Genomic DNA, 12,936 nt, shown 5'->3' with positions numbered 1-12,936 from the left:
GTTATGGCAACGGACAACCAGCAACTACGAGAAGCCACGCTTCCCATTGAAGGAATGACTTGTGCCGCCTGTGCGGCTCGGATTGAGAAAACTGTATCGAAACTTCCCGGCGTTCAATCATGCCATGTCAATCTTGCTTCTGAACGCGCACATGTCGTTCTGAATGGAGAGACCGATTGGGATGATGTGATTTTGCGCATCGAAAAAACGGGGTATACAGTTCCCACGAAGGAATTGAGTTTGCGCATTGAGGGGATGACCTGCGCCGCCTGCTCGGCTCGCATCGAAAAGGTAGTTTCGCGCGTCAAAGGCGTGGAGTCGGTTCACGTCAATCTTGCGTCGGAAAAGGGAAAGGTTGTTTATCTTCCGGGGGTAGCAACCGAACAAGACGTGATTCGAGCCGTCGAAAAGGCGGGGTATTCGGCTAAAGTGGCCACGGATGAACTGGAACGGATGGAGCGCGCGCAAAAGGCGAAGCAGTATCGTCGCGAATTGTCCACCTTTGGGCTTTCGGTTCTTCTGATATTGCCGCTCATCATCCAAATGTTTGTGATGTTGGCGGGTGCGAATGCATTTATGCCAAATTGGGTGAGCTTGATTTTGGCCACGCCGGTTCAGTTCTTTGTCGGCTGGCGTTTTTATAAAGGTGCGTATCACGCACTTCGCGGTGGCGCCGCGAACATGGACGTACTGGTGGCATTGGGGACAACCGTGGCATACGTGTACAGTGTAGTCCTCACGATTTTGGGGAGGACAGACACCTATTTTGACAGTAGTGCGACGGTCATTACGCTCATCTACATGGGGAAGCTGCTCGAGACGCAGGCCAAACGGAAATCGAGTTCGGCGATTGAAGAACTGGCGAAACTCGGAGCAAGTGTAGCCCACGTCATCCGTGACGACGGCGAACACGACGTGCCGGTGGAGGAATTGCAAGTTGGCGACGTCGTGCGTGTCCGCCCGGGGGAAAAGATTCCCGCTGACGGCGTGATTGTGAACGGACAGACACTGGTGGATGAGTCGTTTTTGACCGGCGAGTCGATGCCTGTGACCAAAGCGGAAGATTCCGCAGTTGTCGGTGCATCGGTCAATCAGACACAAGCGTTCACCATGCGCGTGACGAAGGTCGGCGCTGACACGGCATTGGCACAAGTGATTCGTTTGGTGGATGAGGCACAGGGTTCCAAGGCGCCTGTGCAGCGGCTCGCGGACAAGATTTCTGGTGTGTTCGTACCGGTTGTCTTAGGTATTGCCTTGTTGACATTCCTCGCATGGGGCATCTTCGGCAGTTGGTCTCATGCGCTTGTCGCTGCTGTCGCGGTGCTCGTTATCGCGTGCCCATGTTCATTGGGATTGGCTACGCCCACGGCGATCATGGTCGGCACTGGGCTCGGTGCTGAACACGGCATTTTAATCAAAGGTGGAGAGCACTTAGAACTTCTACACCAGGTCAACACGGTGATGTTTGACAAGACAGGCACGGTGACCAAGGGACATCCTGCGATAACACAGCTTTGGACGGCAGATGGCGTGTCTGAGGAGGCGCTGCTACAGAGTGCAGCGGCGCTAGAGTCGCAAAGTGAACATCCACTGGGTAAGGCCATCGTGGACTATGCGAAGAACAAGCGACTTCCCTGGCCGGAAGCGACAGGTGTCCAAGCAGTTTCAGGCAAGGGGATTGAGGGGTACATCGACGGCCAGCTGATTCGTATTGGCAACGTCCGTTGGTTCCTCGAGCAGGGCATCGACGATGTTCCGATGGACTTGATTGCGGAATATGAAACGTCGGCAAAAACGACCGTCCTTGTAGCAAAGGGTGGACAACTTCTAGGCATTCTCGCAATTGCGGATACGCTGAAGGCGGATGCGCGTCGCGCGGTCGGCCAATTGCGAGAGATGGGCGTAGAAGTGTGGATGGTCACTGGCGACAATGTGAGGACCGCCACGGCCATCGCGCAGCAAGTTGGCATTGAACATGTGTTAGCAGGTGTCATGCCACAAGAAAAATTTGAAAAGGTGCAGGCACTCAAGGCGCAAGGCAACGTGGTGGCTATGGTTGGCGATGGCATGAATGATGCACCTGCACTAGCGGCGGCAGACATCGGCATCGCTATGGGGACGGGGACCGACGTGGCGATGGAAGCGGCTGATATTGCGTTGATGCATTCCAAGGTACAGGGCGTAGTGGACGCCATCCAGTTGTCAAAGGCCACGATGCGCAAAATCCGGCAAAATTTATTTTGGGCTTTTTTCTATAATGTCATTGGCATTCCGTTGGCGGCTGCAGGTATTTTAAATCCGATTATCGCAGGCGCAGCGATGGCACTCAGTTCGGTCAGTGTGGTGTCCAACAGCCTGCTGCTGAAGCGAATGAAATTTGGAAAGTCAGCCGATAGGTGACAATGGAGACTCAGGATGATGCGTGGGCGGTGAATTTTGATTCGTCCATCTGTGTCAGACCTGGCCTTTCGCCCGCAATTGTAGGGCGGACCGGCATAATGTATAGCATAATTGCATCGGTGATGGAGCTCACCAACATCACCCGAAAGGGTTAATGGCTCCTGCGAAGGTATTCGCAGGGGCCATTTTGCATGTAAGAGGGGGTGGAGTTGATGAAGATTTTGTACATCATGGGATTCGGATTTGTTGGCGGTGTGCTTCGCTTCTCCTGTGGCGATTCCTTGACGAGTATTCTGATTTTGAATGCGGCGGGCGCCATCGCGCTTGCCATGATCTCTTCGTTCGCTGTGCATCGTACGGTTTGGTTAGAGACTGGGATTGGCGTCGGTTTCATTGGTTCCTTGACGACCTTCTCCTCGTTGATGTTTGTCACGGTTGACGCGTATTCGCAGCACAGCATTGAGGTGCTAGCGAGCATGGGGATCACGGTGGGGAGCATTGCCCTTTGCGGTCTTGCGATGGCGTTGACGCGGCGCACGAAAGGACGCGCGGAACTAAACGATGAGCCCCGCGACAACCAGCAGAATACCCGCAATCAATCCCGCATGCCTGCTCACCCGAGTGCGCCAATGGGTGACGACATGCAACGGGTTTAACCAGAACACGGCACAGGCTAGAGAGGCGCTACCTATCGTGTACCAAATACGTAGGTGCAAAAAGCCGATGCCAAATCCAACGGTTAAATTCGCGAGCGTTTGGCTTAGACCGACCAACATTCGCGCGTGAAATGTCAGCGGGGCAGCATCTCGCGAAAGGCGGTCGCTGCGCAGGGCGTGAAGCGTGATCCAAATACCGATGGCGACAAGTACCCCTGAGCCGATGTGACGCGCTGCGACGAGGGGAATAAACTGGTTAATACGTTCGGCGCTTTTATCGCCCGTGAAAGATGCAATCCCCGACATGACGGCCATTATCGTGTAAAACAGCGGTGCGCGCCGATGCGCTGCATCTCCATTTGCCGGATCGGTGTCCATGATATCGAGATTGGCGCCGATCCCGACCAACGCACCGAGCAATACGGCACTGACGTTCATATTGACGCCACCCCCGTCCATTGGCAGAAAATTGTTACCAATAGCGTATGGGGATGACGGAGCGAACTCTATGGACGTGCGACCAACTATGCGAAAATGCTCGGTGCAAGCGGACAAACCGTCCTCACATATCCATCTCCGTATGGGGGGATGGAGATGAGGAAGATGCAAATTTCCGTAGTAAAACTGGAGTACGGCGAGGCCGCGATACACGAATTGGCTCAACATTTCCTCGACCGCCTCATCTACGTCGAACAAAATTTGAATTATAACCACTCGGACGACGATCCGCTCACGCATGATGGAGCAAGCGGTGAAACACCGCGGATGCCCGAATGACCATTTGTGCGATTTATGCGCGTGTGTCAGATGAATCTCAATTGCGGGGAGACTCCCTCCAGCATCAGATTGCCTATTGTCGCGAACACGCTAGGCGGCGCAGTTTGGAAGAGGGTGCGCCGTGGACGACGCCGGAGGACTTTGTTTATGTAGACGAGGGCATCACGGGCACGAGTATGGTCAGGCGACCGGCGGTGCAACGCTTGTTGATGGACGCCCGTCGGCATCAGTTTGACGTCGTGTTGTTCAAGGGGATTTCGCGCTTTGCTCGTGATACGGTCGACGCGCTTGTGATGCTTCGGGCATTGATGGCTTCGGGTGTGCGCGTACTTTCTATGGAAGAAAACTTTGATAGCGCGCGCGACAGCGCGGAGTTTATCTTTACCATACACAGTGCACTGGCTCAGGCGGAGTCCGAGAAAACGGCGATTCGTGTGCGGGTGGGGGCGGCTCAAAAAGCGAGGTTAGGTCAGTGGAATGGGCAGCCTCCGGATGGGTATATCCTCGATGTTCACAGCAAACACCTTGTCGTGGATGAAACCGTCGCCCTTACCATTCGGGATATTTTCGCGATGTATCTGGAAGGGTACGGCGTGCGCAAAATCGCCGAAGCCTTAAACCAGGCTGGACGCTACACGAAACGCGGCTGCTTGTGGACACAGCGCCATGTCTCGAGGGTGCTGAGAAATCCGGTGTACCAAGGAGATGTGGTCTATGGCCGCCGTGAAAAGCGACTGGTTGTGCCGGATGCGTCAAATCCTCTGTCGCGGCGCAAGCGGGCTGTGTATGTGGCCGATTCGGACCAGTTGACTGTTTGCCAGGATGCGCATCCTGGTATTGTGCCGCGCGAGGTGTTTTTGCAAGTTCAGGCGCGCTTACAGCGGCAGCGTGTGTCGTCGGGTCCAACGGGGAATCAACAATGGCTGACCAAGGGTCTATTGCGCTGTACGTGTGGAAGTCGCATGACCATCACGTACAACCGAGCAGGCACCGCCTATTACCGATGTGCGCGGCGACGCGAGAGAGGGGCTTCTGCATGCCAGAGCGGGCATATCCGGGCATTGGCATTGGAGCAGGCGGTATTGTCACAAGTCCGAAAGGACTTACTCGAATTGATTCCGTTTGAACGCCTGACGTGTCAAAAGCTGCCTGAGCACGACACACAAAGGGAGCTTCGAAATCTTCATGCGGCGTTGGAACGGCAGTTTGCGAAGTCGCAGAAGCTGTTTGACGAATATACAGATGGCATCTTAGAACGCGAACAATATGAGCGTTTAAATCAGGAGATTCAACGCCGGATACGGGCGCTTGAACAAGCCAAGGAAAAGTTGCATGCGGTGCTGCAGAAAGACAATCAGGTCGTGGACGCGGGCGAGCTCGCGCGCCAGACGCTCGTCAACCATCTGTCCAAGCAGACGCCCAACCCACATCTTACGAAGGAGATTTTGGCGCTCTTTGTGGACCGCGTACAAGTGTGTAAAGGCGTCGGTCAACATCGTGAAATCGCGATACATTACCGCTTCCACTGCCCGTTTTGATTGCGTCCCTGTGCAGTGCATTCGGGATGAGCGGACCACCGATGGCCATCTCCCCAGTCAACCAGATTCGCGCTGTGCTCGACTATGCGACGTCCGTGATTGATCCGAATAAAATTCTCATGGGCTTTAGCCTTTATGGCTACGATTGGCCTTTGCCGTACGTGCAGGGGCGCACACGGGCCAGTGGGCTGTCGAACAACGACGCGCAAAACTTGGCCTTGGCCGAGCAATCGACGATTCAATGGGATCGTCAGTCGGAGTCGCCGCATTTCGAGTACACGACGGGATCGACCGCGCACAGTGTCTGGTTTGACGACGCCCAGAGTGGGGCCATTAAGTTGTCCCTGGTGGATGAATATGGTTTGCGTGGCGTTACGGTATGGGTTTTGGGAAATGAATACCCACAATTCTGGTATTTAGTGGGAGATCTCTACAACGTCACGAAGTACTGAACAACCGATACTCGCACGGCGATGGTGGATTGTGGTAGAGTAGAGATAATCAAATCATTGGAGCCACTAGGGGCGCTTGATGCTGAGACGAGGGTGACCACCCTTGAACCCTTAGCACCTGAACTGGGTAATACCAGCGTAGGGAAGTGGCACGGAATCGACGTTTTTCCCGTTTGTGTGCGGGGGTGTCGCTTCCGTTCCCCGAAGGTCTCCTATCAATAGGGAGGCTTTTTATTTTGCGGTTTACAGAAGAACTTCGTCGCGAAGCTGATCCGATTTTTGAGGCGATTAGAAATCACCCGTTTGTTCGGGGGATTGCCGAGGCCTTTCTTTCACCCGCACAAATCACCCATTATGTCCAGCAAGATTACTTGTATTTGAGCACGTACGCCAAAGTCTATAGCCTGGGTCTCGCTAAGTGCCGCACGCGTGAGGAGATGCGCGATTTTCACGAGCGCATTGGCTTTATTTTGAATGCAGAAGTGCATCCTCACCTGACGTTGTGTCGCTTTGCGAATGTGTCGTACGAAGCATTGCAACAAGGCGCGAGCATGGCGCCCACTGCGCACCATTATGCGTCGCACATGCTGGTTTGTGCACAGGCGGGAACGCTTGGAGATGTGCTGGCAACCGTTTTGCCATGTCACTGGACGTATGTCGATCTCGCCCGGAACATCGTCCACCGCGATGAACCGACGAAGGATCACCCGCTGTACGAATGGATTGAATTCTACGCGAACGACGACATGCTTTTCGGACTCACGGCGTTATGCCGGTGGATTGACGAGTACGCGGAGCGCACGAGTGACGAGGACAGGGCTTCGATGCAAGAAGCTTTCCTGGTGAGTTGCCACATGGAACGGCGCTTCTTCGAGATGGCGTACACCTTGGAGAACTGGTGATTGGGGCCTTTGGTGCAATTTTACATCACGTGGCGAGAAAGGATGGTATGCGGGTGCGTACGGATGAGACGGGACACGTGTTCCGGGCGTTGACGATCGCGGGGTCAGATAGCGGCGGCGGCGCCGGAATTCAGGCTGATTTGAAGACGATGCACCAATTTGGCGTCTATGGGATGTCAGTTGTGACGGCGCTGACGGCGCAGAACACCACAGGTGTGCACGGCGTGATGGAGGCGCCACCTGAGTTTGTCGCGGCGCAGCTTCAGGCGGTAATCGACGATTTGGGCGTCGACGCGATGAAGACAGGCATGCTGGCCAACGAAGCAATTATCGCCACGGTGGCGGACGTCTTGAGCACAGCGGCCACCGTGTCGAGGCCGCTCGTGATCGATCCGGTGATGGTCGCCAAAGGTGGCACGAAGCTGATTGACGATTCGGCCATCGCGACACTTCGCGAGCGCCTGTTGCCGATGGCTGCGCTTGTCACACCAAATGCCCCGGAGACGGGTGTCCTGGTAGGCGCCTCGGTCGACAGCTGGGATTCTGTGCACCTAGCGGCAGAGCGTTTGGCGCAATGGGGATCAGACGCGGTGGTCGTCAAGGGTGGCCACTTGGATTTGGATGTGGCACATGCCGAGGGTTGGCGGTTGCCAGCAGCCTCCAATCAAATGGTGGCCGTTGACACCGTCTATGCCCAGGGAACCTTCACATATTTTCTCACACCTCGCGTGAACAGTGCGAACACACATGGGACAGGCTGTACGTTTTCTGCTGCTATCACGGCACTTCTCGCAGGCGGCGCGCCGGTACTGGATGCGATTGCACAGGCCAAGGCGTTCATCTACGACGCAATTGTTCGGGCAAAGGACTGGGACGTCGGCCACGGTCACGGACCGACTGACCACTCGACGCCGATTCCGGTGGCGATGTCGGGGGTGACACCGGGCGGATCGTACTATTACGACGGGCGAAACTGGACCCGCGTCGACTGATTGGTAGTGGACTCACTTGGCAATACATTGCCGAGAACGACATCAGGAGGGATGCACGTGCAACTGGGACATTGGTTGGCAGCGGTCCGACAAAGACGGCCGCTCGTTCACAATATCACAAACCTCGTCGTCACCAACACGGCGGCGAACGCGCTTCTATCCATCGGCGCCTCACCCGTGATGGCGTATGCGCACGAGGAGGTGGCAGATATGGCGAGTATCGCGGCGGCACTGGCATTGAATATGGGGACTTTGATACCAGAGACGGTCGAGGCGATGCGAATCGCCGGTCGTGCTGCCAATTCAGCAGGGGTTCCCGTCGTGTTCGATCCCGTTGGTGTAGGCGCGACACCGTATCGCACAGAGACGGCGAAGGACCTCATACGCGACGTAAAACTTGCGGTGTTGCGGGCGAACGCTGGGGAGATGAGCGTTCTTTTGGGGCTGCCTGGGCAAGTGAAGGGTGTGGATGCCTTGGCGGCGGATGACGCTTTGCCGATGGCCATGAAGGCGTACGCCGCCGAGAAAGGAACGGTGGTGATTGCCACTGGCGCAGTCGATTTCGTTACAGACGGGGAGAATATCTGGCAGCTCGCAAATGGCCATTCGCTCTTGTCCAGCATCACCGGTTCTGGCTGCATGTTGACGGCGCTGTTAGGTGCGTTTGTCGGCGTGGTACCAGAGGGAAGTACGCCTGCCACATTTGCAGAAGCATGTATTGCTGCGGTGACGAGTTACAATGTGGCCGCAGAACAGGCAGCAAAGCTCGCACATGGCCCAGGGACATTCCAGGCCCGCTTATTGGACAGCCTCTACACGTTAGAGCCGTCGACAGTGGATGAATTAGCCCGCGTGCAGTTGGCTTGAGATGGAGCGCGCGTGACGATACGACGTATGATGTAGGTTGTAGATGTAAGACATGATGTATCAGGTAGTCTTCGGGGTCACGCTATTCAGTCAATAGATTTCATGGTATCCTAATCCATATGGCGTTCTAGCGCGACTTTGACCCAAGACATAAAACACCGGCCTGCACGTGGGGCAAGGCCGGTGTTTTCAATTGTTGCAATTGGTGGTTCGTCAAGCCTTCATGGAGCGGATAGCTTGTTCCAACTTTTTTGTTCGAATGTGAAGGTAACGATTAAGTGCAAAGATACCTGCTACCACGCCCGCAAGTACGATATACGTCGTCATCAGATTTACACCTTCCTAGAAAACAGTTCATGTTGAGATGATATTCGTAGTCTACCCAATAAACCTTGAAATAAACTGCAAAGTGTCAATTGACGTTAGATTTGTTTGTGATGGTGGATCGGATGACGTGGGTTCATCGCCCTCGGCCCTTCCTTCGATGCATCCTTGGCAACTGGACGGCCTCTCTTCGCATACGCATCGATTGGGGGGATTTTATGTGTATGCAGATTGTCGTGGCAGACAGGAGATACGGGGAAATTTCACCGGAGCAGATTGCAAAGCAACTGCTGCGAATTGTCTTCACAGACTACCGACCAACGTCGCATGCGTACACAGACGCCGATTTGCGCAACTTGCAACATCGCCATACGGTGGAGATTGACAGGGTTGTTTTGCGGGAGGTACGGACAGAAATCGCGCGGGTACTGGCGCAACAGATTGCTACTTGCCCGAGTGCTGGCGCCTATCTTCGGAAGATTGCCGAGGAACGCTTGCAGCAACAAATGCGGATTGATAAATTGCTGCGACAGTATGTAGAGGGCCGCCTGACAGCCCTGCAGCTGAACCAAATGCACGGGTTGATTCACGGTCGGTTAGCGTTTCTCGACGAACTGGAAGCTAAATTGCTGACGTACGTTCCGATTGGCACAAATCAGAAGTCGCATTGGGTAGAGGCGCACCAACGGATTCTCGACGTGCTACGCATGGGGGTAGACGTACGCATGATTCGTGCGCTTGTTCATACCGTGTTGGAAGGTGTAAAGATTATCGGCGAGTCGTCGACCAGAATTGCGCTACGTTTTTATTATCGGTGCCAACACCCAAACTAATCCGCTATTGCGATATGGCTTCGCCGACAACCTAGCTTCTGTTATTCATCCTCTTCAACTCGAGCACCGAAAGATTTGGCCATGATCACCGCTTGTGTAAAATCTATTTTTACGTTGGTCAGGTCAAAGTCACGAAAGTTTACACCGTTCATATTGGCGCCCCGCAAATCTGCATCGCGAAGATTCGCTTTCACAAAGGTGGTCATTGTGAGGTTCGTATGGCGGAGGTCGGATTTATCTAGTCGTGCACCCGACAGATCAGCGAAACTGAAATTGACGTGTTGTAGGTTTAAGTTTTGTAGGTGTTGCCCGCGCAGATTGGTGTAAGACCAATCCCCCTGTTCTATGACGATGGCGCTTAAATTCGCTTGTTCAAACGTCGATCCGGTCATTTTGCACGCTTCAAATCGGGACGCAAACAGATTGCTTGCATAAAAATCACAGTTTAGAAATGCACTTTCGGAATGCGTGGATGCATTGAATGTAGAACCTTGAAAATCACAGTGAGAAAATGAGCAGCGCGTACTTTGTACTTCACGAAGTGATGCATAGCGAAATGAGCACTCCACGAAACGACACCCGTCGAACGTCGCTTCTGTCAGGTCTTGTTCTTCGAACGACTGGTTCATAAACAATTCCTTCTGAAAGTGGATGTTCTTCCCCTCCTCTTGGACATGCATAGTTTTGGGTGAATGATACACGAAACGCCGCTATCCGAAAAGCCGAGCATCTGGTTCTGAAACAGCAAAAGTGGGGCAAAAATTGCCCCACATCATTGACGTTTGCAGCATGGATTAAATTTTTTGCGGGAGATTACGCAAGTACTCCCTGCGGTCCAAAGAACTCATAGTGAATTCGCGCTTCAGGTATTCCGAGTTCCTTCAAGATGTGATATACCGCTCGCATGTAAGTGACAGGGCCGCAAAAATAGAACTCTGCTTGATCGTCCACCACAGATGCCAGCCACGTCTTATCGAGATAACCCTGTTTTGCGAAGTATGGCGAGGACGTATCTTCCGACAACGGCCGTTCATATACCGTATAGTAAGACAGGTTCTCATGTGCTTGCGCGAGTTCTTCGAGGGACGATTTGAACGCATGGACCCCACTGTGCAATGCTGAGTGTACGTAGGTGATTGAGTGGTGAGAACGCCGCTCTAACAGCGTGTTTAGCATGCTCATGAGCGGGGTCATCCCGACGCCACCACTGAGGAAGACGACAGGACGGTCGGTCTCCATCAAGGTAAAATCCCCAGCAGGTGCGCTAACGAGGAGGGTGTCGCCCTCTTGAACATCGCGATGCAAGTAGTTTGATACAATGCCAGCAGGGGCATTTCCTTGAGCGTCTTCGCGCTTTACGCTGATGCGATAGTAGGGTTTTCCAGGCGCGTCAGACAAGCTGTATTGACGCATTTGTGTGTACTGCTGACCGGGTATCGACACTTTCAAGGTAAGATATTGACCGGGTTGGAACGTTGCGATAGGGCCGCCGTCTTCCGGCGTCAGGTAGAACGATGTGATGACATCGCTCTCGCGAACTTTTCGCGATACGATGAACGAGCGGAAGTCGCTCCAACCCCCAACTTGCTGACCGCTCTCCCGGTACATGTCCTGTTCGACGCTGATAAATGCATCAGCAATGACTTGATAGGCTTCTGCCCAAGCTTGAAGAATTTCGTCTGTCGCCGCATCGCCGAGAACGTCCTTGATGGCCGCTAATAAGTGCTTGCCGACGATGGGGTATTGGTCGGGTTGAATCCCTAATCCACGGTGCTTGTGGGCAATATGCTTTACAGCAGGTAGAATGGTCTCTAAATTATCAATATGCACAGCTGCCGCATAAACCGCGTTCGCGAGTGCTGTTTGTTGTCTACCCTGATGTTGGTTTGCTTGATTGAAAATGTTTAGTAATTCGGGATGTGCGGTAAACATCATCTCGTAGAAGCGTTTTGTGATTTGTTCGCCGTGCGTTTCGAGAACGGGGACGGTCGCTTTAATGATGTCCCTTGTATCAGTAGAAAGCATATGGAATGACCTCCTTGGTTGCAACACATGTCGTACAGCACGTGGACATTATATGACGGCCATTCTTAAAAAGATATATTTTAAATACATCTTTTTGTGTCTGGTTTTTGTCTGTTGAGAGGAAGCACGGAGAGGAGATGATGGATTGAATCTGACGATGTTTACGGATTACTCGTTGCGCGTACTGATTTATGTCGCCATGAAACCAGAGGGGGAGCTGTCCAATATCCAAGAAATTGCGCAGGTTTATCGAATCTCTTCCAATCACTTGATGAAAAGTGTGCATAAGTTGGGAAAGCTTGGACTCATTCATACGATTCGCGGGCGCAATGGAGGTTTTCGCTTGGCAAAGCGTCCAAAGGACATCAATATCGGCCAGGTGGTCCGCGAGATGGAAGAAAATTGGAATCTTGTAGAGTGCTTTGATGCAGAAAATGGAACCTGTATCCTCAGCCCCACGTGTCGTTTGAAGAATGTGCTTGGCGAGGCGTTAAACGCCTATTTTGCCGTTTTAGAGCGCTATACACTCGCAGATATTGTGGTGAACCGTCGAGCGATGGGCGCACTATTGGGGTTCAATCATCCAGTTATCGGGGGAGAGTGAGAAAGCGCGGGTTGCGGTCGAGTGAGAGCGCTACTGTAAAATTGTGTTCCAAATTCAAGGTGATTGAAGGATTTTGTCGAATTTCATCGAAAACAGACGAGGCAGTTGATGAGTGAGCCCGGTGAAGCGATCCATCATCGTAACCATTCATCAACATTCTATGAACGTCTTTCTGTTTGGGTACGACATATCTACGCCTGGAGGCTAGACATGGACACAAATTTCACGCAAGTCGCGCTCCGACCTGGACTCGTCCTTGATTTTCATCGCGAAGAGTTAGTTCAAGACGGTTTGTCTGTCAGTTTGTCGAAGATTCAGTTCCGAATTCTTCATCTACTCGCCCTTCACTTGGGTCACCCAGTGCGCACCGACGACATTATTGAATACGCGTGGGGAAAGGAACGTAATATCTCCAGAAGTGAACTATATGTCTATATCAGTCGCTTGCGTGCACGGGTGGGAGACAACCCGTATTCCCCGAAACTGATTATCAGTATCCGTGGTTTAGGTTACTTATTGAGAAGTGAGATGGAGAAATCGTCTTAATGTCCACGAGGGAATCTGCG

Annotated in this window: 14 protein-coding genes and 2 riboswitches; of the genes, 11 read left to right on the top strand and 3 right to left on the bottom strand. The window is 53.1% G+C overall.

Annotation, left to right across the window (positions count from 1 at the left end; translation table 11 throughout):
- Positions 1-3: 3 nt before the first annotated feature.
- Both K1I37_RS17155 and K1I37_RS17150 read left to right on the top strand, forming a co-directional pair.
- Positions 4-2,400, top strand: coding sequence for a heavy metal translocating P-type ATPase (locus K1I37_RS17155; RefSeq protein ID WP_021297012.1), 2,397 nt, complete (start codon positions 4-6; stop codon positions 2,398-2,400).
- A 109-nt stretch (positions 2,401-2,509) separates the two neighbouring features.
- A riboswitch (Fluoride riboswitch) is annotated at positions 2,510-2,571 on the top strand.
- Positions 2,572-2,612: 41 nt separating this feature from the next.
- The gene (locus K1I37_RS17150; RefSeq protein ID WP_021297011.1) at positions 2,613-3,056 is read left to right on the top strand and encodes a fluoride efflux transporter FluC; all 444 of its coding nucleotides are present in this window, start codon (positions 2,613-2,615) and stop codon (positions 3,054-3,056) included.
- Here the strand turns inward: K1I37_RS17150 and K1I37_RS17145 are convergent.
- On the bottom strand, positions 2,955-3,494 hold the full coding sequence (locus tag K1I37_RS17145) for a manganese efflux pump (protein WP_031218849.1): 540 nt from the start codon (positions 3,492-3,494) through the stop codon (positions 2,955-2,957). The genes K1I37_RS17150 and K1I37_RS17145 overlap by 102 nt on opposite strands.
- Positions 3,495-3,650: 156 nt before the next feature.
- Here K1I37_RS17145 and K1I37_RS17140 point away from each other — a divergent pair, with 156 nt between their 5' ends.
- The 7 genes from K1I37_RS17140 to K1I37_RS17110 all read left to right on the top strand — a co-directional run bounded on the left by K1I37_RS17140 (position 3,651) and on the right by K1I37_RS17110 (position 9,741).
- Positions 3,651-3,833 carry a hypothetical protein gene (locus K1I37_RS17140; protein ID WP_161624361.1) on the top strand — a complete coding sequence of 61 codons (183 nt, stop codon included), beginning with the start codon at positions 3,651-3,653 and terminating at the stop codon, positions 3,831-3,833.
- The gene (locus K1I37_RS17135; protein ID WP_021297009.1) at positions 3,830-5,371 is read left to right on the top strand and encodes a recombinase family protein; all 1,542 of its coding nucleotides are present in this window, start codon (positions 3,830-3,832) and stop codon (positions 5,369-5,371) included. Before K1I37_RS17140 ends, K1I37_RS17135 begins: the two co-directional genes overlap by 4 nt.
- A 26-nt stretch (positions 5,372-5,397) precedes the next feature.
- Positions 5,398-5,823 (top strand): glycosyl hydrolase family 18 protein, encoded by a 426-nt coding sequence (locus K1I37_RS17130; RefSeq protein ID WP_031218848.1) that lies wholly within the window; start codon positions 5,398-5,400, stop codon positions 5,821-5,823.
- Between the two features lie 58 nt (positions 5,824-5,881).
- Positions 5,882-5,985, top strand: a riboswitch (TPP riboswitch).
- Between the two features lie 74 nt (positions 5,986-6,059).
- Positions 6,060-6,725, top strand: a complete 666-nt coding sequence (gene tenA, locus K1I37_RS17125; RefSeq protein WP_021297007.1) for a thiaminase II — start codon at positions 6,060-6,062, stop codon at positions 6,723-6,725.
- A 53-nt stretch (positions 6,726-6,778) separates the two neighbouring features.
- Complete coding sequence (thiD, locus tag K1I37_RS17120) at positions 6,779-7,717, top strand: bifunctional hydroxymethylpyrimidine kinase/phosphomethylpyrimidine kinase (protein WP_407653170.1); 939 nt, start codon at positions 6,779-6,781, stop codon at positions 7,715-7,717.
- Positions 7,718-7,780: 63 nt separating this feature from the next.
- The gene (gene thiM, locus K1I37_RS17115) at positions 7,781-8,584 is read left to right on the top strand and encodes a hydroxyethylthiazole kinase (RefSeq protein ID WP_407653235.1); all 804 of its coding nucleotides are present in this window, start codon (positions 7,781-7,783) and stop codon (positions 8,582-8,584) included.
- Positions 8,585-9,132: 548 nt separating this feature from the next.
- On the top strand, positions 9,133-9,741 hold the full coding sequence (locus K1I37_RS17110) for a hypothetical protein (protein ID WP_152498801.1): 609 nt from the start codon (positions 9,133-9,135) through the stop codon (positions 9,739-9,741).
- 41 nt (positions 9,742-9,782) lie between these two features.
- On the opposite strand, the gene K1I37_RS17105 is transcribed toward K1I37_RS17110, so the two are convergent.
- Entirely contained in the window at positions 9,783-10,370 is a 588-nt protein-coding gene (locus K1I37_RS17105) for a pentapeptide repeat-containing protein (RefSeq protein ID WP_021297002.1), read from the bottom strand.
- A gap of 184 nt (positions 10,371-10,554) precedes the next feature.
- On the bottom strand, positions 10,555-11,766 hold the full coding sequence (gene hmpA / locus K1I37_RS17100; protein WP_021297001.1) for an NO-inducible flavohemoprotein: 1,212 nt from the start codon (positions 11,764-11,766) through the stop codon (positions 10,555-10,557).
- A gap of 145 nt (positions 11,767-11,911) precedes the next feature.
- On the opposite strand from hmpA, the gene K1I37_RS17095 reads away from it, so the two are divergent.
- Positions 11,912-12,370 (top strand): Rrf2 family transcriptional regulator, encoded by a 459-nt coding sequence (locus K1I37_RS17095; RefSeq protein WP_021297000.1) that lies wholly within the window; start codon positions 11,912-11,914, stop codon positions 12,368-12,370.
- A 210-nt stretch (positions 12,371-12,580) separates the two neighbouring features.
- Positions 12,581-12,916: a winged helix-turn-helix domain-containing protein gene (locus tag K1I37_RS17090; protein ID WP_021296999.1), complete on the top strand. Its 336-nt coding sequence runs from the start codon at positions 12,581-12,583 to the stop codon at positions 12,914-12,916.
- Positions 12,917-12,936: the final 20 nt, after the last annotated feature.

This window comes from Alicyclobacillus acidoterrestris, assembly GCF_022674245.1.
In the GTDB taxonomy this organism is placed as follows: Bacteria; Bacillota; Bacilli; order Alicyclobacillales; family Alicyclobacillaceae; genus Alicyclobacillus; species Alicyclobacillus acidoterrestris.
The sequence above is the reverse complement of the archived record's forward strand: the minus strand, read 5'-3'. Positions and strand labels throughout refer to the sequence as shown.

Coding starts and splice junctions, on each gene's coding strand:
- K1I37_RS17155 (WP_021297012.1), top strand. CDS start 4: ATGGCAACGGACAACCAGCAACTACGAGAAGCCACGCTTCCCATTGAA.
- K1I37_RS17150 (WP_021297011.1), top strand. CDS start 2,613: ATGAAGATTTTGTACATCATGGGATTCGGATTTGTTGGCGGTGTGCTT.
- K1I37_RS17145 (WP_031218849.1), bottom strand. CDS start 3,494: ATGAACGTCAGTGCCGTATTGCTCGGTGCGTTGGTCGGGATCGGCGCC.
- K1I37_RS17140 (WP_161624361.1), top strand. CDS start 3,651: ATGAGGAAGATGCAAATTTCCGTAGTAAAACTGGAGTACGGCGAGGCC.
- K1I37_RS17135 (WP_021297009.1), top strand. CDS start 3,830: ATGACCATTTGTGCGATTTATGCGCGTGTGTCAGATGAATCTCAATTG.
- K1I37_RS17130 (WP_031218848.1), top strand. CDS start 5,398: ATGAGCGGACCACCGATGGCCATCTCCCCAGTCAACCAGATTCGCGCT.
- K1I37_RS17110 (WP_152498801.1), top strand. CDS start 9,133: ATGCAGATTGTCGTGGCAGACAGGAGATACGGGGAAATTTCACCGGAG.
- K1I37_RS17105 (WP_021297002.1), bottom strand. CDS start 10,370: ATGAACCAGTCGTTCGAAGAACAAGACCTGACAGAAGCGACGTTCGAC.
- hmpA (WP_021297001.1), bottom strand. CDS start 11,766: ATGCTTTCTACTGATACAAGGGACATCATTAAAGCGACCGTCCCCGTT.
- K1I37_RS17090 (WP_021296999.1), top strand. CDS start 12,581: ATGGACACAAATTTCACGCAAGTCGCGCTCCGACCTGGACTCGTCCTT.